This is a genomic window from Pseudomonas sp. D3-27, assembly GCF_051132165.1.
Classification (GTDB): domain Bacteria; phylum Pseudomonadota; class Gammaproteobacteria; order Pseudomonadales; family Pseudomonadaceae; genus Aquipseudomonas.
Genome location: NZ_CP071667.1, coordinates 630,303 through 649,759, shown reverse-complemented (window position 1 = coordinate 649,759; position 19,457 = coordinate 630,303). Strand labels below are relative to the sequence as shown.

18 protein-coding genes are annotated in these 19,457 nt (G+C 59.9%); 13 read left to right on the top strand and 5 right to left on the bottom strand.

The window, feature by feature from the left end; all coding sequences use genetic code 11:
* Positions 1–45: 45 nt before the first annotated feature.
* Positions 46–1,041: an alpha/beta hydrolase family protein gene (locus J3P92_RS02940; protein WP_434609215.1), complete on the top strand. Its 996-nt coding sequence runs from the start codon at positions 46–48 to the stop codon at positions 1,039–1,041.
* A 172-nt stretch (positions 1,042–1,213) separates the two neighbouring features.
* Here the strand turns inward: J3P92_RS02940 and J3P92_RS02935 are convergent, their stop codons facing one another.
* From J3P92_RS02935 to J3P92_RS02925, 3 genes are read right to left on the bottom strand one after another with little or no spacing between them, the layout of a single operon-like run.
* Positions 1,214–1,981, bottom strand: coding sequence for a TerB family tellurite resistance protein (locus J3P92_RS02935; protein ID WP_420764868.1), 768 nt, complete (start codon positions 1,979–1,981; stop codon positions 1,214–1,216).
* 1 nt (position 1,982) lies between these two features.
* Positions 1,983–2,654, bottom strand: a complete 672-nt coding sequence (gene murU, locus J3P92_RS02930) for an N-acetylmuramate alpha-1-phosphate uridylyltransferase MurU (protein ID WP_434649875.1) — start codon at positions 2,652–2,654, stop codon at positions 1,983–1,985.
* A complete protein-coding gene (locus J3P92_RS02925; protein WP_434649873.1) occupies positions 2,651–3,676 on the bottom strand; it encodes an aminoglycoside phosphotransferase family protein in 1,026 nt (341 codons plus the stop codon). Before J3P92_RS02925 ends, murU begins: the two co-directional genes overlap by 4 nt.
* A 130-nt stretch (positions 3,677–3,806) precedes the next feature.
* Between J3P92_RS02925 and J3P92_RS02920 the strand changes: the two genes are divergently transcribed.
* From J3P92_RS02920 to J3P92_RS02870, 11 genes are all read left to right on the top strand, one after another.
* Entirely contained in the window at positions 3,807–6,605 is a 2,799-nt protein-coding gene (locus J3P92_RS02920; RefSeq protein ID WP_434649871.1) for an LPS-assembly protein LptD, read from the top strand.
* Positions 6,586–7,902 carry a peptidylprolyl isomerase SurA gene (surA, locus tag J3P92_RS02915; RefSeq protein ID WP_420764872.1) on the top strand — a complete coding sequence of 439 codons (1,317 nt, stop codon included), beginning with the start codon at positions 6,586–6,588 and terminating at the stop codon, positions 7,900–7,902. Before J3P92_RS02920 ends, surA begins: the two co-directional genes overlap by 20 nt.
* Positions 7,899–8,888 (top strand): 4-hydroxythreonine-4-phosphate dehydrogenase PdxA, encoded by a 990-nt coding sequence (gene pdxA / locus J3P92_RS02910; RefSeq protein WP_434609208.1) that lies wholly within the window; start codon positions 7,899–7,901, stop codon positions 8,886–8,888. The genes surA and pdxA overlap by 4 nt, the downstream gene beginning before the upstream one ends.
* Positions 8,885–9,703: a 16S rRNA (adenine(1518)-N(6)/adenine(1519)-N(6))-dimethyltransferase RsmA gene (gene rsmA / locus J3P92_RS02905; protein WP_420764874.1), complete on the top strand. Its 819-nt coding sequence runs from the start codon at positions 8,885–8,887 to the stop codon at positions 9,701–9,703. Before pdxA ends, rsmA begins: the two co-directional genes overlap by 4 nt.
* A 108-nt stretch (positions 9,704–9,811) precedes the next feature.
* The gene (gene apaG, locus J3P92_RS02900; protein WP_420764875.1) at positions 9,812–10,192 is read left to right on the top strand and encodes a Co2+/Mg2+ efflux protein ApaG; all 381 of its coding nucleotides are present in this window, start codon (positions 9,812–9,814) and stop codon (positions 10,190–10,192) included.
* Positions 10,192–11,067 carry a symmetrical bis(5'-nucleosyl)-tetraphosphatase gene (locus J3P92_RS02895; protein WP_420764876.1) on the top strand — a complete coding sequence of 292 codons (876 nt, stop codon included), beginning with the start codon at positions 10,192–10,194 and terminating at the stop codon, positions 11,065–11,067. Before apaG ends, J3P92_RS02895 begins: the two co-directional genes overlap by 1 nt.
* 33 nt (positions 11,068–11,100) lie before the next feature.
* Positions 11,101–11,430, top strand: coding sequence for a thiosulfate sulfurtransferase GlpE (gene glpE, locus J3P92_RS02890; protein WP_420764877.1), 330 nt, complete (start codon positions 11,101–11,103; stop codon positions 11,428–11,430).
* A 299-nt stretch (positions 11,431–11,729) separates the two neighbouring features.
* On the top strand, positions 11,730–13,652 hold the full coding sequence (locus J3P92_RS02885) for a PrkA family serine protein kinase (RefSeq protein ID WP_420764878.1): 1,923 nt from the start codon (positions 11,730–11,732) through the stop codon (positions 13,650–13,652).
* Between the two features lie 117 nt (positions 13,653–13,769).
* Positions 13,770–15,041, top strand: a complete 1,272-nt coding sequence (locus J3P92_RS02880; protein ID WP_420764879.1) for a YeaH/YhbH family protein — start codon at positions 13,770–13,772, stop codon at positions 15,039–15,041.
* Entirely contained in the window at positions 15,038–16,603 is a 1,566-nt protein-coding gene (locus tag J3P92_RS02875; protein WP_434561990.1) for a SpoVR family protein, read from the top strand. Before J3P92_RS02880 ends, J3P92_RS02875 begins: the two co-directional genes overlap by 4 nt.
* A gap of 64 nt (positions 16,604–16,667) precedes the next feature.
* Positions 16,668–17,897, top strand: coding sequence for a multifunctional CCA addition/repair protein (locus tag J3P92_RS02870; RefSeq protein ID WP_434561988.1), 1,230 nt, complete (start codon positions 16,668–16,670; stop codon positions 17,895–17,897).
* Between the two features lie 46 nt (positions 17,898–17,943).
* On the opposite strand, the gene folK is transcribed toward J3P92_RS02870, so the two are convergent.
* Together folK and folB are read right to left on the bottom strand one after the other, a co-directional pair.
* Positions 17,944–18,462, bottom strand: a complete 519-nt coding sequence (gene folK, locus J3P92_RS02865; RefSeq protein WP_434649869.1) for a 2-amino-4-hydroxy-6-hydroxymethyldihydropteridine diphosphokinase — start codon at positions 18,460–18,462, stop codon at positions 17,944–17,946.
* Positions 18,453–18,806: a dihydroneopterin aldolase gene (folB, locus tag J3P92_RS02860; RefSeq protein WP_420764883.1), complete on the bottom strand. Its 354-nt coding sequence runs from the start codon at positions 18,804–18,806 to the stop codon at positions 18,453–18,455. The genes folK and folB overlap by 10 nt, the downstream gene beginning before the upstream one ends.
* A gap of 74 nt (positions 18,807–18,880) precedes the next feature.
* On the opposite strand from folB, the gene plsY reads away from it, so the two are divergent.
* Positions 18,881–19,450, top strand: coding sequence for a glycerol-3-phosphate 1-O-acyltransferase PlsY (plsY, locus tag J3P92_RS02855; RefSeq protein WP_420764884.1), 570 nt, complete (start codon positions 18,881–18,883; stop codon positions 19,448–19,450).
* Positions 19,451–19,457 lie beyond the last annotated feature (7 nt).

Below are 19,457 nucleotides of genomic sequence, written 5' to 3'. Positions count from 1 at the left end.
CAACCCATTAGGCTGCCGGAAATACTTCTGGTCATGGAATATCCGATGCCCTCTGTTTATCGCCTGGCGTTGCCAGCATTGTGCCTGTCGCTGATCCTGCCGAGTGCATTTTCTGTGCAGGCTGGCGAAACGGCACCCGCCGCAGTGGAACCATCCGCTGGGGAAAAGCCGGTCGAACGCCAACCCTTGCTCGAGCGTAGCCAGGAAGAGGCAGCGGCGCTCGTAAGAAAAGTCCCCGCTCAAGAGCAGCAACAGCTACAAACCGGTAGCGACGCCTTCCTCGCGCTGTGGAAGCCAGCCAATACCAGCGAGCCCAAGGGCGCCGTCATCATCATCCCTGGCGCCGGTGAAACCGCTGACTGGCCTCAAGCAGTCGGCCCCCTGCGCAAGAAACTGCCTGATGCCCAATGGAGCAGCCTGAGTATCACCCTGCCGGACCTGCAAGGCGACGTCATCGCTCCGCGCACCGTGGAAACGCCACCCGAGACCAAACCCGCCGACGTCGCGGCCGCGGCACCGGACGCCACCACCGCCGCACCGATCGAGCAAGTGACGGGGGGCGAAGCCGAGGCAGCGGATGCCGCCATCGCCGAAACCGGTGAAGAACACGCCAACGCCGATGCCGAGCGCATTTTCGCCCGCATCGATGCGGCGCTGGCCTACGCCGAACAGCAGAGCGCCCGCAGCATTGTGCTGCTAGGCCATGGCACGGGCGCCTATTGGGCAGCGCGCTACCTTAGCGAAAAGCAACCCTCGCAGATCGAACGCTTCGTGATGGTCGCGGCCCAGACTCCGGTAACCGCCAAGCCTGGCCTGGCAGAGCTGACACCCACCCTGAAGCTGGCGACCGCCGATATCTTCTATATGGACAAGCCACTGGACCGCAACGCGGCACTGGAGCGCTTGCAAGCGAGCAAACGCCTGAAAGGATCAACCTTCAGCCAGGTTGCCCTCAAAGCCGTGCCGAACCGTTCGGCGGAGCAAGAGCAATTGTTCCGTCGGGTCCGGGGTTGGTTGAATCCGCAAAACCCTGGGGAGTGAGACCTTCCCAGCGGTAAGCGACACGCTAGCTATCTGTGGCAAGGGAGCTTGCTCCCGCTCGGCTGCGCAGCAGTCGTCAGCCAACTGAGACTCCGTAAGAAATTCGGCGCCAGGTTGAGGCGCCGCTTCGCGAACCAGCGGGAGCGAGCTCCCTCGCCACAGGCACCCCGTATTAGCGGAAATCCCTCCGCTCGCGAATCAAACGATAGGCATTGTGCAGCTCTCGGGTCCTGTCGGTCGCTTCACGCACCTGTAAAGGCGTGGCGCCGCTGCCGGCGATCTTGTCCGGGTGATGCCGGCTGAGCAAGCGGCGATAAGCCCGCTTTATTTGCGACGGCTCGCTGGTGGCCGAAACACCCAGCAATCGCAATGCCTCCTGATAAGTCACGCCGCTTGAGGGTTGCGACAGTTTCTGCGGTTCGTAATCCATCGCCAACGCCTGGACCTGCTGCGGCGTCCAGCCCAGCCATTTGCCCCACTGGACAAGCAACTCGCGCTCGCTGGCGCCAGCGCGACCGTCAGCCCAGACCATCCTCCAGCAGGCGCGTAGCACGCCTTCGGCCGCGTGTGGCTGAGTGGCGAGGCGACGCAGATAACCGCGCAAGCGATCATGCTCGGACTTGCCTCGGTTGAATGCCGCAATGGCACGACGCTGCGCCGGTTCGCTCAAGTCGAGGGCGCGCATTTCCAGGCGAGCCTGCTGAATGTGACCGTCCACAACCCGCCCATCGCTTTTCGCCAGCCGTCCGAGCAACACGAACAATAATTCATCGTTGCGCAACGCCGGGCGCCCGCCCAGCCGTTCACGCACTTGCGCCCAGCTGTGGACGTTCAGGCGCCTGTCCAGCGCCTGTCCCAGCAATGCGCCAAGCATGGCCCCCGGGATGCTGGCTATGGCAAAGCCTGCTCCCGCTCCGATCAGAGTCCCTGGCCACCACATATCAACGGCTCGCTTCTATCAATTTTTCAACCTGCGCCAAACGTTCAAGGGTTCCGACATCTACCCAATGACCTTGCAGCCGCTCGCCGCTGACCTGCCCATGGTCCATGGCCTTGCGCAGCAACGGTGCGAGCTTGAACGCGCCAGCCGCGCAACCGTCGAATAATCGCGGATGCAGGACGGCGATACCGCTGTAGGTCAGTTTGTCGGCCGTGGACGCGCCTTCATGAACCTTTCCGTCGGTGAGGACGAAATCGCCATCTGGGTGATGTTCAGGATTGTCCACCAGCACCAGATGAGCCGACGCGTCGAGCGAACGAGGCAAGGTGCTGAAATCGAAATCAGTCCATATGTCGCCATTGACCACGAGAAACGCTTCATCGCCCAGCAACGGCAGCGCCCGGAAAATCCCCCCGCCGGTTTCCAGCGGCTCGCCTTCCGGGGAATAGACGATGCGCACGCCGAACCGTGAGCCGTCCCCCAGGTGGTCTTCGATCTGCTGCCCGAGCCAGGCGTGATTGATGACGATCTCGCCAAACCCGGCGGCGACCAGCGCCCGCAGGTGATATTCGATCAAGGGAATTGCGGCGACACGGATCAAAGGCTTGGGCGTGGTAAGCGTCAGCGGGCGCATGCGCTCCCCCTTGCCCGCCGCGAGGATCATCGCCTTCATGCGTTTGCCTCGGCCGATTGGCGCAGGCTGCGGAGCAGTTCATCCAGCGGCGCCAACTCGGGACGGCGGGTAATGACCGCTTCTATATAGTCGAAGAAGCGCGGTACGTCCCCCAGGTAGCGCGGCTTGCCGTCGCGGTGGCAAATGCGCGCGAAGATGCCGATCACCTTGAGATGGCGCTGCACGCCCATCAAGTCGCTGGCCCGCAGGAAATCTTCGAAGTCCGGCTGCACAGCAATGCCAAGGGCACCAGCCTGCTGCCAATAATCCTCCAGCCAACCGCGCACTCGCGCCTCGGGCCAACTGAGGAAAGCATCCTTGAAAAGGCAGGTCACATCGTAGGTCACCGGCCCGTAGACCGCGTCCTGGAAATCGAGCACACCTGGATTGGGATCGCTGAGCATGAGATTGCGCGGCATGTAGTCGCGGTGCACCAGCACTTTCGGCTGGGCCAGGGCGCTGTTGATCAACAGTTCGCAAGCCTGCTGCCAAAGTTGCTGCTGTGTCGCATCGAGTTCGATGCCCAACTCGCGCTTGACGTACCACTCCGGAAACAGCTCCAACTCGCGACGCAGCAAAGCAACGTCATAACTGGGCAGCGGAGCCACCATCGGCAATTGCTGAAAAGCCAACAATGCCTGCAAGGCATCGCGGAATAAATCGTCGGCATTTTCGCCGTTGATTACATCCAGGTAGGTCTGGTTACCCAGATCATTGAGCAAAAGAAAACCGCGATCGAGGTCTTCGGCATAAATTTTTGGCACATTGATGCCGGATTTCGCCAGCAAAAACGCGATATCCACGAAGGGTTTGCAGTTTTCCTGGGGCGGCGGTGCATCCATCACGATCAGGCTGCGGCCCGCGCCTTCCCAGCGGAAATATCGCCGGAAACTCGCGTCGCTGCTGGCCGCGGTCAACGTGGCCGGGGGTACGGCACCCCACCCCTGTTGATTGAAAAGGATCGGTAACTGCTCATCGAGCCAAACTTTCAGGTGTTGCAAGCGTACATCTTGGTCAGGCATTGCAAGGGTCTCCGACGGCGCTAGCCGTCAAGCGGGTCATGCTTTATTATCCAGCATCTTTTTCAGACCATCGAGAGGCGTGCGGCCCACACCGCGGGCAGATGGCACGCAGGAAGCCCGGACTAATAAGATGGCATTGAAATCCCCCGCGTTTCGTAAAAAATTTCCGTTGCTGGTTACCGGCAGTCTGCTGGCCCTGCAACCCCTGGCCTCTTCATTCGTCGTTGCGGCGCAACAGTATGACTGTTCCGTCTCCGCTTCGGGTGCCTGGGACTGTTCACCCAAGACGCCGGCCGCTGCATTGCCGCCACGTCCCGTGCATGAAGGCAGCGCGGTTGCCGGCAGCGGCAGCGCACCGGCCGACAGCGATTCGGGCGAGGTGGCCGGCGACAAGCCGATGCTCGTCACCGAAGCCAAGGGCCGCGGCTTGAAGACGCGCAGTGAAGACTACAGTCACTTGGACTGGGTTCCGCGCGAGAACCTCACGCCCGCTCAACTGGCTGAAACCGGTCCTTACTGCGCTGGCGCGTACATCGAGCCGACGCGTCCGGGCATGAACGACAAGACCGCCAAGAGCGACGCGCCGACCTTCCTGGGCGCCAAGGCTTCGCGCTACGAGCAGGAGCAACAGGTGGCGACCCTGGCCGGCGACGTGGTCATGCGCCAGGGCAGCATGCAGGTCGAAGCCGACGAGGCCAGCCTGTACCAGGCCGAGAACCGTGGCGAGCTGAACGGCAACGTGCGGGTCCGCGACAACGGCGCGCTGATTGTCGGCGACCACGCCGATGTGCAGCTGGACACCGGTGAAGCCAAGGTCGACAACGCCGAATACGTGATGCACAAGTCGCGCATCCGCGGTAACGCGCTGTACGCCCGCCGCGCCGAAAACGCGATCATCCGCCTCAAGGACGGTACGTACACCACGTGCGAACCGGGCAGCAACGCGTGGACACTCAAGGGCAACAACATCACCTTGAACCCGGCCACGGGCTTCGGCACCGCGACCAACGTCACGCTGCGGGTCAAGGACTTCCCGGTCCTGTACACGCCTTATATCTATTTCCCGATCGACGACCGTCGTCAGTCCGGCTTCCTGCCGCCGACCATCGGCAGCGGCAGTGATACCGGCTTCCTGCTGGTCACCCCGTACTACTTCAACCTGGCGCCGAACTACGACGCCACGTTGTACCCACGCTACATGAGCAAGCGCGGCCTGTTGATGGAAGGCGAGTTCCGTTACCTGACCAAGTCCAGCGAAGGCCAGTTCGGCGCCGCGTACCTCAACGACGAAGACGATGAGCGCAGCGGGCAGAGCGACTACGACAAGACCCGCTACATGTATAACTGGCAGCACAAGGGCGGCCTCGACTCGCGCGTGCTGACAGAAGTCGACTACACCAAGATCAGCGATCCGTATTATTTCCAGGATCTGCAGACCGATCAGATCGGCGTCGAGTCGCGGGACTACGTGAACCAGCAAGGCGCTGTCAGCTATCGCGGCGACAACTACACCGCTCGGCTCAATGCCCAGGCTTACCAGATGGCGACGATTTCAAAAATCACGCCGTACAATCGCCTGCCTCAGATCACCTTCAATGGCTCGCTGCCCGAACATCCGTATGGACTGGATTTCGCGTACAAGACCGAACTGGTGCGGTTTGATCGTGATTTGCGCACCGGTGACTACACCGATGAAGACGGCAATACCGAGCCGTTCCTGGATAACAACATCCGCGGCTTGGCCAGGGCTAACGGCGACCGTCTGAACCTGGCACCCGTCATGAGCCTGCCGATGACCGCAAGCTATGGCTACATCAAGCCGTCGCTCAAGTACCAGTACACTCAATATGACCTGGACCTGGATAGCAGGGGCAGATCTCAGGTCGCTGCGCAGAACGCCGAGGCCGATCGCCTGCGCGGCACCTACAGCAGCAGCCAGAGCCGTGGTGTTCCAATCGCCAGCATCGACAGTGGCCTGTATTTCGACCGTGACACCCAATGGTTCGGCACCAACTATCGCCAGACCCTGGAGCCTCGCCTGTTCTATCTCTATGTACCGGAGAAGGACCAGAGCGATATCCCCGTGTTCGACACCAGCGAATCGACCTTCAGCTACTCCTCGCTGTTCCGGGATAACCGTTTCACCGGCTCCGACCGTGTTGGCGACGAAAACAAATTGTCCCTTGGCGTGACCAGTCGCTGGATCGAAGAAAACGGGTTCGAGCGTCAGCGCGTCAGCGTCGGCCAGGCTCTGTACTTCAAGGATCGTGAAGTCCAACTGCCAGGCATCGACTTCAAGACACGTGAAGACGCCAAGTCCGACGTTTCCCCGTATGCCTTGGAATACGAATATCGCTGGAACCGCGATTGGCGCACCACGGCGACCTACAACTGGGACCCGGACACCCGCAGCCCCCGTTCGGGCAGCGCGATGTTTCACTACCAGCCTGAAGACAACCCGAACAAGGTCATCAACGCCGGTTATCGCTATCGCAACGACCAGGTCCGCTATGACGAATCCACCGGCCAATGGCAAGTGGGCGGTGGCGACTATGGCCGTCCGGGCGATCCGAACTACGTGAAGGACTACTACAAGATCAAGCAGCACGATTTCTCGATCATCTGGCCGATCGTGCCGCAGTGGAACGCCATCAGCCGCTGGCAGTATGACTACAACCGCAACCGTACCCTGGAAGCCTTCGGTGGTTTCGAATATGACAGCTGCTGCTGGAAACTGCGCCTGATCAACCGTTACTGGGTCGACTATGAAGAATTCAGTCAAGCCGCCCCGCAAAACGAAAAAGGCGACCACGGCGTCTTCCTCCAAATTGTTCTGAAGGGACTCGGCGGCCTTACCGGCGCCAAAGTAGAGAGTTTCCTCGACAAAGGCATTCAAGGTTATCGTGAACGTGAAGACCAAGCTTTCTGATTGTCTGCGCCCGCTGATGCTGGGCGCGCTGTTCCTGGGTACCGCAGCGAACGCTGCGGTACAGTCCATCGACAAGGTCGTGGCCATCGTCGACAACGACGTGGTCATGCAGAGCCAACTGGACCAGCGTGTCCATGAAGTGCAGCAAACCATCGCCAAGCGTGGCGGCGGCTTGCCACCACCGGGCGTGCTGGACCAGCAGGTGCTCGAGCGCCTGATCGTCGAAAACCTGCAGCTGCAGATTGGCGAACGTTCCGGTATCCGCATCACCGATGAGGAACTGAACCAGGCCGTCGGCACCATTGCCCAGCGCAACAACATGTCCATCGATCAGTTCCGCGCCGCCCTGGCTCGCGACGGCCTGTCCTTTGATGACGCCCGCGACCAGATCCGCCGTGAGATGGTCATCAGCCGCGTACGTCAGCGACGCGTGGCCGAGCGCATCCAGGTGTCCGAGCAGGAAGTGAAGAACTTCCTCGCTTCCGACCTGGGCAAGATGCAGCTGTCTGAAGAACTGCACTTGGCGAACATCCTGATCCCAACCCCCGAGAGCGCCAACTCCGAAGCGATTCAGAGTGCCTATCGCCAGGCGATGGATGTTTACCAGCAGCTCAAGCAAGGTGCTGACTTCGGCCAGATGGCCGTGGCGCGTTCGGGCAGTGAGAACGCCCTGGAAGGTGGTGACATGGGCTGGCGTAAAGCCGCTCAATTGCCGCCTCCGTTTGATCGCGAGCTCAGCGCCATGGCCGTGGGCGACATCACCCAGCCGGCCCGCACTCCAGGTGGTTTCATCATCCTCAAACTGCTGGAAAAACGCGGCGGCGGCACACAGGTGCGCGACGAAGTACATGTCCGCCATATCCTGATCAAGCCGAGCGAGATCCGTAGCGAAGCCGAGACCAAGCGCCTGGCCGAGAAGCTCTACGAGCGGATCACCGCCGGCGAAGACTTCGCCGAGCTGGCCAAAAGCTTCTCGGAAGACCCGGGTTCCGCCCTTAACGGTGGCGACCTGAACTGGGTCGACCCGAATGCGCTGGTCCCCGAGTTCCGCCAGGTCATGGCCGAAACACCCCAGGGCCAACTGTCCAAGCCGTTCAAGAGCCCTTACGGCTGGCACGTCCTGGAAGTCCTTGGCCGTCGCGCCACGGACAGTACCACCCAGGCGCGCGAGCAACAGGCGATGACGGTATTGCGTAACCGCAAATACGACGAAGAGTTGCAAACCTGGCTTCGCCAGATTCGCGACGAAGCCTACGTCGAGATCAAACTCCCTGGTGCAGACCAGGCCGCGCAGTGAAACCCAAGCGTTTCGCGCTGACCCCCGGCGAGCCTGCCGGCATTGGTCCCGACCTGTGCCTGCTGCTCGCCTCGCAAGCCCAGCCTCACCCCCTGATTGCCATCACCAGCCGCGACCTGCTCCTCGAGCGGGCCGCGCAACTGGGGCTGGCCGTCGATCTGCGCTTGGTTACGCCAGACGCCTGGCCCGATGCCCCGGCACCTGCGGGCAGCCTGTATGTCTGGGATACGCCCCTAGGCGCACCGGTCGTCACCGGTCAATTGGATACGGCAAACGCGGCGTTTGTTCTGGAAACCCTGACCCGCGCCGGCCAAGGCTGCCTGGATGGGGCTTTCGCCGGGATGATCACCGCCCCGGTACACAAGGGTGTCATCAATGAATCCGGTATTCAGTTTTCCGGACACACGGAATTCCTGGCAGACCTGACCCGAACCTCGCAAGTCGTGATGATGCTCGCCACGCGCGGCCTTCGCGTAGCCTTGGTCACCACTCATCTGCCCTTGCGAGATATCGCCGACGCGATCACACCGCAACGCCTGGAACGGGTCACGCGCATACTGCACGCCGACCTTCAGGAAAAATTCGGCATCGTCCGGCCACGAATCCTGGTGTGTGGGCTCAATCCCCATGCCGGCGAAGGCGGACACCTGGGCCGTGAAGAAATCGACATCATCGAACCTACATTGGAACGCCTGCGTAGCGAGGGCATGGACCTGCGTGGCCCGCTGCCTGCCGACACTCTGTTTACCCCCAAATATCTGGAGCACTGCGATGCGGTGCTGGCGATGTACCACGACCAGGGCTTGCCCGTGCTGAAGTACAAAGGCTTCGGCGCGGCGGTCAATGTGACGCTGGGCTTGCCGATCATCCGCACCTCCGTGGACCACGGCACCGCCCTGGACCTGGCCGGCAGCGGCAGGATCGACACCGGCAGCCTGCAAGTCGCCTTGGAAACCGCTTACCAGATGGCCGAGACCCACTTATGACCGAGCAATACCAACACCGCGCGCGCAAGCGCTTCGGCCAGAATTTTTTGCATGACGCTGGCGTGATCGACCGCATCCTGCGTTCCATCAATGCCAAGCCCGATGATCGCCTGCTGGAGATCGGTCCAGGCCAGGGTGCACTGACCCAAGGCCTGCTCGGTAGCGGCGCGCAACTGGACGTGGTGGAACTGGACAAGGATCTGGTGCCGATTCTCAACCAGCAATTTGCCGGCAAGAGCAATTTCAACCTGCACCAGGGCGACGCACTGAAGTTTGACTTCAACAGCCTGGACGCCGCGCCGGGCAGCCTTCGGGTGGTTGGCAACCTGCCCTATAACATTTCCACGCCGCTGATTTTCCATCTGCTGAGCAATGCCGCACTGATCCGCGACATGCATTTCATGCTGCAGAAAGAAGTGGTCGAGCGCCTCGCCGCCGGTCCTGGCGGTGGTGATTGGGGCCGACTATCGATCATGGTCCAGTACCATTGCCGGGTCGACCATTTGTTCAACGTGGGCCCGGGAGCATTCAACCCGCCCCCTAAAGTCGATTCCGCGATCGTCCGCCTCGTACCTCATGCGGTCCTTCCGCACCCGGCCAAGGATCACCGCCTGCTGGAACGCGTAGTGCGCGAAGCTTTCAACCAGCGTCGCAAAACCCTGCGCAACACGTTGAAACTGCTGCTCAGCAGCGCTGAAATCGAAGCCGCGGGTGTTGACGGCAGCTTGCGCCCCGAGCAACTGGACCTGGCGGCCTTCGTGCGCCTGGCCGACAAGCTCAGTGAACAGGTCGCGCCAAAAGACAACGCCATTTGACATGCGAGGCCGTTATCGGGAAGTACGCCGGTCTGGTTTACTACCCGACACTTGGCCTAGACTGACTCCCTCAGTTCTTCCCGCGTCCCGCTTTCAAGGCCTTTTTGCATGTCCGATCCTCGTTACCAGGTCGACGTCAGCGTCGCCACCCGCTTCCTCGCTGAACAGTCACAACCCGAGCACGACCGCTTCGCCTTCGCCTACACCATCACAGTGCGCAACAATGGCTCGCTGCCCGCCAGGCTGCTGTCACGGCATTGGATCATCACCAACGGCGACGGCCATGTAGAAGAAGTGCGCGGTGAAGGCGTGGTTGGCCAGCAACCGTTGATCGATGCCGGCAAGAGCCACAGCTATAGCAGCGGAACAGTGATGACCACCAAGGTCGGCACCATGGAGGGCACCTATCAAATGCTCGCCGAAGACGGTAAGCGCTTCGATGCGATCATCAAGCCCTTTCGACTGGCGGTGCCCGGAGCGCTGCACTGATGGCCACGTATGCGGTTGGTGACCTGCAGGGCTGCCTGGACCCGCTCAAATGCCTGCTGGAGCAGGTAGCGTTCGACCCACGCAAAGACACGCTGTGGCTAGTCGGCGACCTGGTCAACCGTGGCCCGCAGTCGCTGGAAACCCTTCGTTTCCTCTATGGTATCCGCGACTCTTTGGTATGCGTGCTCGGCAATCACGATCTGCACCTGTTAGCCGCCTGGCAAAACATCGAGCGCCTGAAAAAATCCGACACCTTGAGCGAGATTCTCGACGCCCCCGATTGCGTCGAGCTGCTTGAATGGTTGCGCCAGCAAAAACTCATGCATTACGACGAGGCGCGCAACCTCGCGCTGGTCCATGCCGGCATCCCACCCCAATGGTCGCTGCGCAGAGCGCTCAAGTGCGCTGGCGAAGTGGAACAGGCGTTGCGCGACGACAACCTGTTCGGCCCCTACCTGGACGGCATGTACGGCAACGAACCCGTCAAATGGGACAACGACCTCACCGGCACGGCCCGTCTTCGCGTCATCACCAATTATTTCACGCGCATGCGCTTCTGCACCCGCGACGGCAAGCTCGATCTCAAGGGCAAGGAAGGCATCGAGACCGCCCCGCCCGGCTACGCGCCGTGGTTCAAGCACAAGGAGCGCAAAACCCGCGACCTGAAGATCATTTTCGGGCACTGGGCGGCACTCGAAGGCCAAACTGACGAAGCCGGGGTTATTGCCCTCGATACCGGCTGCGTCTGGGGCAGCGCGATGACACTGATGAACGTCGACACCGGCGAGTTGCTGCGCTGCGATTGCGACGAGAAGGGCCACGCCAGACTCAATACATCGACCATTGCATCATTGCCGGCCGGCACCGACGCTTGACCGGCGTTGCGCCCAAGGCCACAGGAGTACCTCATGACCGAATTCAAACGCATCTCCCCCGAGCAGGCCCAGGCCCTGCGTGAACAAGGCGCGGTGCTCGTCGATGTGCGCGACCCGGCCACTTACGCAACTTCACATATCAGTGGCTCCAAGCATCTGGATAACCATTCCCTTCACGCTTTCATCCAGGGCGCTGATCTCGATGCGCCTACCATCGTAGTCTGCTATCACGGCAACTCCAGCCAAAGCGCAGCGGCTTACCTGGTCAGCCAGGGTTTCAGTGACGTGTACAGCATGGACGGCGGCTTTGAGCTGTGGCGCACGGTTTATCCTGATGAAACAGAGCAAGGCACCCACGAATAATTTTTTATGACACCCAAGCCCACGAGAACCGCGGGCTTGGGCCATGGCGGACGAACGGTCTGCCACAACTAATTACGTATTCAACCTTTACCTCTCGGATTCCGAACTATCCTTAGCCTCAGGCCATCCAAAACAGGGGAGAGCCGGTACACCGGCGCGCGGATCATCGGGAGTCAGCTTTCAGGAGCCGCATTCTTGAAAGCATTCTGGGGGGTAAAACGGCAACTGGGGTCCCAGCGGCTGTCCAGCATCGACTGATTGATCCGACACCGGCTCCACGTATCGAGCGAGGTGACGTCATGAGTATTTTTAGCCACTTCCAGCAACGTTTCGAGTCCACGCGGCAGGAGGAGTACTCGCTGCAGGAATACCTCGAACTCTGCAAGCAAGACCGCAGTGCCTACGCATCGGCTGCGGAGCGTCTGTTGCTGGCAATCGGAGAACCGGAACTGCTGGACACCTCGACCAACTCGAGGCTCTCGCGGATTTTTTCCAACAAAGTGATCCGGCGCTACCCGGCCTTTGCAGACTTCCACGGGATGGAGGAATGCATCGAACAGATCGTGTCCTATTTCCGCCATGCCGCCCAAGGCCTGGAGGAGAAGAAGCAGATTCTCTATCTGCTCGGCCCCGTCGGTGGCGGTAAATCGTCCCTGGCCGAGAAACTCAAGCAACTGATCGAAAAAGTGCCCTTCTACGCCATCAAGGGCTCTCCTGTCTTCGAATCGCCCCTGGGGCTTTTCAACGCCACCGAGGACGGCGCGATCCTCGAAGAGGACTTCGGCATTCCCCGTCGCTACCTCAACACCATCATGTCGCCATGGGCCACCAAGCGCCTGGCGGAGTTCGGCGGCGACATCAGCCAGTTCCGCGTGGTCAAGCTCTATCCTTCGATCCTCAACCAGATCGCGGTGGCCAAGACCGAACCAGGTGACGAAAACAACCAGGACATCTCGGCCCTCGTGGGCAAGGTCGATATCCGCAAGCTAGAAGAATTCCCACAGAACGACGCCGATGCCTATAGCTATTCGGGCGCGCTGTGCCGGGCCAACCAGGGCCTGATGGAGTTCGTCGAGATGTTCAAGGCGCCGATCAAGGTGCTTCACCCATTGCTGACCGCCACCCAGGAGGGTAACTACAACAGCACCGAGGGACTGGGGGCAATACCATTCAGCGGCATTCTGCTCGCTCACTCCAACGAATCGGAATGGCATACCTTCCGCAACAACAAAAACAACGAAGCCTTCATCGACCGGATCTACATCGTCAAGGTGCCTTACTGCCTGCGCGTCTCCGATGAGGTGAAGATCTACGACAAGCTGCTGTTCAACAGCTCGCTGTCCAAGGCCCATTGCGCGCCCGACACGCTGAAGATGCTCGCACAGTTCACTGTGTTGTCGCGCCTGAAGGAGCCGGAGAACTCCAACATCTATTCGAAGATGCGGGTGTACGACGGCGAAAACCTCAAGGACACCGATCCGAAGGCCAAGTCGATCCAGGAATACCGGGACAACGCGGGCGTGGACGAAGGGATGAACGGACTGTCCACCCGTTTTGCGTTCAAGATCCTGTCCAAGGTGTTCAACTTCGACCCCCACGAAATCGCCGCCAACCCTGTCCATCTGCTGTACGTTCTCGAGCAACAGATCGAGCAGGAGCAGTTCCAGGCGGAGACCCGGGAGCGCTACTTGCGTTTCCTCAAGGAGTACCTGGCGCCACGGTACATCGAGTTCATCGGCAAGGAGATCCAGACGGCCTACCTGGAGTCTTACAGCGAGTACGGCCAGAACATTTTCGACCGTTACGTGCTGTATGCGGATTTCTGGATCCAGGACCAGGAATATCGCGATCCGGAAACGGGCGAGATTCTCAATCGCGTAGCGCTCAACGAAGAGTTGGAAAAGATCGAGAAACCCGCGGGCATCAGCAATCCGAAGGACTTCCGCAACGAAATCGTCAATTTTGTCCTACGCGCCCGGGCCAACAACAACGGCAAGAACCCTACCTGGCTCAGCTACGAGAAGCTTCGGGTGGTCATCGAGAAGAAAATGTTCTCCAACACCGAAGACCTGTTGCCCGTCATCAGCTTCAATGCCAAGGCCAGCAAAGAGGACCAGCAAAAACACAACGACTTCGTTACACGCATGGTCGAACGTGGCTATACCGACAAACAGGTACGGCTGCTGTCCGAGTGGTACCTGCGGGTCCGTAAATCACAATAGCCAGCAACAAGCCGCAAGCGACAAGCTGCAAGAGGAAAGCGCGTGAACCCTGGAGCCGGGTTACTGCTTCCACTTGCAGCTTGCAGCTCACCACTTGAAGCTGCCCGGAGGGCACCCATGAGCTATGTGATCGACCGACGCCTGAATGGCAAGAACAAGAGCACGGTAAATCGCCAGCGTTTCTTGCGGCGCTACCGCGACCACATCAAGAAGGCCGTCGAGGAGGCGGTCAGTCGTCGTTCCATTACGGATATGGAACATGGCGAGCAGATCAGCATCCCTGGCCGGGATATTGACGAGCCGGTGCTTCACCATGGCCGGGGCGGCAAGCAGACCGTCGTACACCCCGGAAACAAGGAATTCACCAGCGGCGAGCATATCCCTCGTCCACCCGGTGGAGGCGGCGGCAAGGGCCCGGGCAAGGCTGGCAATTCCGGCGAGGGCATGGATGAATTCGTCTTCCAGATCACCCAAGAAGAGTTCCTTGAATTCATGTTCGAGGACCTGGAACTGCCAAACCTGGTCAAACGCAACCTGACCGGCACCGATACTTTCAAGACCGTGCGCGCCGGTATCAGCAATGAGGGTAATCCGGCGCGGATCAATATCATCCGCACCCTGCGCTCAGCCCACGCACGTCGCATCGCGCTTTCGGGCAGCAGCCGGGCAAAACTGCGCGAGGCCAAGGAGGAGCTTGCCCGCCTCAAGCAGGAGGAGCCGGACAATTTCGGCGACATCCAGGCCTTGGAAGCAGAAATCGAGCGTCTTAGCGCGCGCATCCATCGCGTGCCGTTCCTCGATACCTTCGACCTCAAGTACAACCTTTTGGTGAAGCAACCGAATCCTAGCTCCAAAGCGGTCATGTTCTGCCTGATGGACGTGTCCGGCTCAATGACGCAGGCCACCAAAGACATCGCCAAGCGGTTCTTCATCCTCTTGTACCTGTTCCTCAAGAGGAATTACGACAAGATCGATGTGGTGTTCATCCGGCACCACACCAGCGCCAGGGAAGTCGACGAAGAAGAGTTTTTCTATTCAAGGGAAACCGGCGGCACCATTGTTTCCAGCGCCCTGAAGCTGATGCAGGAAATCATGGCCGAACGCTACCCCGCCAACGAATGGAACATCTATGCGGCCCAAGCGTCCGACGGTGACAACTGGAACGACGACTCGCCGATTTGTCGCGACATCCTGATCAACCAGATCATGCCGTTCGTCCAGTACTACACGTACGTCGAGATTACGCCGCGCGAACATCAAGCGCTGTGGTATGAATACGAACGCATTGCCGAAGCGTTTTCCGATACTTTTGCCCAGCAGCAACTGGTCTCGGCCGGGGATATCTACCCGGTCTTCCGTGAACTCTTCCAGCGCAGGTTAGTGACATGACCGCCAAAAAAGAGCAGAAACGCCAGCCTATTTCCACCGGCTCCGAATGGACGTTCGAGCTGATACAAGCGTACGACCGCGAGATCAGCCGTATCGCGGATCGCTATGCCCTGGACACCTATCCCAACCAGATCGAAGTGATCACCGCCGAGCAAATGATGGATGCCTATGCATCCGTCGGTATGCCGTTGGGTTATCACCATTGGTCGTATGGCAAGCACTTTCTCAGTACCGAGAAATCCTACAGCCGGGGCCAGATGGGCCTGGCCTATGAGATCGTGATCAACTCCGACCCATGCATCGCCTATCTGATGGAGGAGAACACGATCTGCATGCAGGCGCTGGTGGTGGCTCATGCCTGTTATGGCCATAACAGCTTTTTCAAGGGCAACTATCTGTTCCGCACATGGACCGATGCCAGCTCGATCATCGACTACCTGGTCTTCGCCAAGCAGTACATCATGCAGTGCGAAGAGCGCCATGGCATCGACGCGGTGGAGGACTTGCTGGACTCTTGCCATGCCCTGATGAACTACGGCGTGGACCGCTACAAGCGACCCTATCCGATCTCCGCCGAAGAGGAACGGCGACGCCAGAAGGATCGAGAGGAACATCTGCAGAAACAGATCAATGACCTATGGCGGACCATTCCCAAAGGCGCCGACAAGTACAACGAGAAGGACAATGCACGCTTTCCGGCCGAGCCCCAGGAAAACATTCTCTACTTCATCGAAAAACATGCGCCCCTGCTGGAGCCCTGGCAACGGGAAATCGTGCGTATCGTGCGCAAGATTGCCCAGTATTTCTATCCGCAGCGCCAGACCCAGGTCATGAACGAAGGGTGGGCGACGTTCTGGCACTACACCTTGATGAACGACCTGTACGACGAGGGTCTGGTCACGGACGGCTTCATGATGGAGTTCCTGACCTCCCATACCAGCGTGGTGTTTCAGCCCGGCTTCGACAGTCCGTATTACAGCGGCATCAATCCCTATGCTCTGGGTTTCGCCATGTATCGGGACATCCGGCGCATGTGCGAAAACCCTACGGAGGAAGATCGCCGCTGGTTCCCGGAAATCGCCGGCTCGGACTGGCTGTCGACGATCAAATTCGCGATGAGCAGCTTCAAGGATGAAAGTTTTATCCTGCAATACCTGTCGCCCAAGGTAATACGCGACCTCAAGCTGTTCAGCATCCTTGACGACGATCAAAAAGATGACCTACTGGTGCCCGCCATCCATGACGAAGGTGGTTACCGCGTCATCCGGGAAACCCTGGCGGCGCAATACAATCTGGGCAACCGCGAGCCCAACGTGCAGATCTACAGCATCGACCGCCGCGGTGATCGCTCACTGACTCTGCGTCATCAGCAGCACAACCGCAAACCGCTGGGCGAATCAACGGATGAGGTACTCAAGCACCTGCATCGTCTATGGGGGTTCGACATCCATCTGGAAACCCTGCAGGGCGATCAAGTGATGAAAACCCATCATGTGCCGCCACGCACCGAACAAGCCGAAGGAGATTATGGGCGCCTGGATCTGGCCGTCATTCATCTTTGATCACGCTTTCGCCTCCGAACGTCCGACATAAAGGTTTATCCTGTCGGCCCAACGGAGGTTTTTTATGCAGATCTACAAAGTCGGCGGCGCTGTACGCGATCGCCTGCTAGGCATCCCCGTCACCGACGTTGACCGGGTCGTGGTGGGCGCCACTGCCGAGGAGATGCTCGCCAAGGGTTTTCGCCCCGTAGGGGCTGATTTTCCGGTATTTCTTGATCCAAAGACTGGCGAGGAATACGCCCTGGCCCGCACCGAGCGCAAGAACGGCCGAGGTTATGGTGGTTTCGTGTTCCATGCCAGCCCCGAGGTCACGCTCGAAGAAGACCTGGTCCGCAGAGACTTGACGATCAACGCGATGGCCGAGGACGACCACGGCAATCTCACCGATCCCTACCACGGGCAGCGCGATCTGGAAGCACGCTTGCTCCGTCACGTTTCCCCCGCATTCGCCGAAGATCCCCTTAGAGTCTTGCGCGTTGCCCGTTTTGCGGCACGCTATGCCCCCCTGGGTTTCAAGGTGGCCGACGAGACGCTCGAGCTGATGCGCCAGCTCAGCGAATCCGGCGAACTGGAGGCATTGACGGCTGAACGCAGCTGGAAGGAAATTTCCAGAGCGCTGATGGAGAGCCAGCCCCAGGTATTTATCCAGGTACTGCGCGACTGCGACGCCCTAAAAATCCTCATGCCCGAAGTGGATGCGCTGTTTGGCGTTCCACAACCCGAAGTCCATCATCCGGAAATCGACACCGGCGCTCACACGCTGAGCGTGCTGGAACAGTCGGCACGGCACAAGCAACCGCTGACCGTGCGCTGGGCTTGCCTGCTGCATGACCTGGGCAAAGGCCTGACACCCGAGCATGAATGGCCGAGACACATCGCCCATGAGCACAAGGGGCTGAAGCTGATCAAAGCGGTCAACGAACGCTTCAAGGCGCCACGCGACTGTCAGGAATTGGCACTGCTGGTTGGCCAATATCACACGCATGGACACCGCGCGCTTGAATTGAAGGCGTCTACGCTGCTGGAACTGTTGCAAAGCTTTGATGTGTACCGCCGTCCCCAGCGCTTCGAGGAGTTCATCATGGCCTGCGAAATGGATGCACGGGGGCGCAAGGGGCTTGAGGAACGGAATTATCCACAGGCTGATTATCTGCGGGGAGCCGCGGCAGCGGCTCGCGCAGTGGCGGTGCAGCCGCTGTTGGAAAAGGGCTTCAAGGGACAGGAACTGGGTGAGGCAATCAAGCGTGAGCGCCTCAGGGCATTGAAGGCCTACAAGGAAGCAGCAGCGAACTAAAGACGGTCGTGCCAGTTTCCACGTGTTCGCCGGGGGTTCCGCCGCCTCAGAGCAGATCCGGTGGCGTAAGCTGCTGCCCTCGCCATTGGAAAGCCACCGGGGCCAATACCTGGTCGATCTGCGCCTCGTCCCACAACGTGGCAAAGCTTTTGCCCACGCCAGGGTGGATTCGATCCGGCGCGATCAAAGACAAAGGCCACAGGACAAAGGCATTCTTGAGAATTTCGGCACGCGGCAGGATCAAGCCGTCGAAGTTGCCTACCTGCTCGCCATACAACAACACGTCGATGTCCAGCGGCAGGCCCTTGCGGTCCGGTGCATAACGACCGTTGTCGGCCTCGATGAACTTGAGGCGACGGTCCAACTCAATCAGCGACAGGTCAGTGAAGGCCGACAAGACGAAATTGAAAAAAGGCCCACTCTTGATACCCACCGGCTGGCTCTCGAACACGGCCGAACAGCGCATGTCCACCAGGAAACCGGCCAGTGCTTCAAGCCCCGCGCATAGATGGGTTTCGCGCTCGATATTGCTACCAAGCCCGAGGAAAACCTGTGTCAGCGACATCCGCGCTCGATCTCCACGCCCACACCGCTGGCAGCCGGTACGGCGCCAGGCTTGGTCACTTTCAGGCGCAGCCAGGTGATTTCGAACTCATCCATGAGCACCTGGGCCAGTCGTTCGGCAAAGGTCTCGACCAACTGGAACTGCGCCTGCTCGGCGAACGCCTGGATGCGTGACGATACGCTGGCGTAATCGAGCGCCAGGGTCAGGTCGTCGCCCGCAGCGGCCGGACGGTTGTCCCAGGCAAAACTCAGGTCAAGGCGCAGGCACTGTCGGATGCCTCGTTCCCAGTCGTAGGCACCGATTACCGTGTCGACTTCAAGGCCTTCGATAAAAACTCTGTCCAAGCACTCTTCTCCGCAGCACGACAAGGGCGCATTGCGCCGTTAGAATCAGGGCGTCCCCGCCCGGAATGGTTAGCATGTTTTGGTTACTGGCGATCCTCGCCTACCTGCTCGGCTCACTGTCCTTCGCCATTTTGCTCAGCCGCCTGACCGGTCGTCCGGATCCGCGAATGAGTGGCTCGGGTAATGCCGGCGCCACCAACATGCTACGCCTGGCCGGACGAAAACTCGCCATCCTGACCCTGCTCGGAGACCTCTGCAAAGGCCTCTTCCCGGTACTGATCGCCAGCCTTGCAGGACTGTCGTTACAGCAACAGGCCTGGATCGGCGTCTGTGCCGTCATCGGCCATCTGTTCCCATTGTATTTTCGCTTTCGTGGCGGCAAGGGTGTCGCCACCGCCGCTGGAATGCTGCTGGGCCTGTATCCGCCCGCCGCCCTGCTTGCCGTCTGCACCTGGCTGCTGACCTTCTACCTGACCCGCACCAGCTCCCTGGCCGCGCTGATCGCCACACCGCTCACCCTGCCATTACTGGCTTGGCAGGAGCCGGCGGCCCTGCTGCCGATGACAGCGCTCGTCGCGCTGATCGTCTGGCGTCACCGGGGCAATCTACGCGACCTGTTCGCCGGGCGCGAACGGCATTTCTAAACATCGC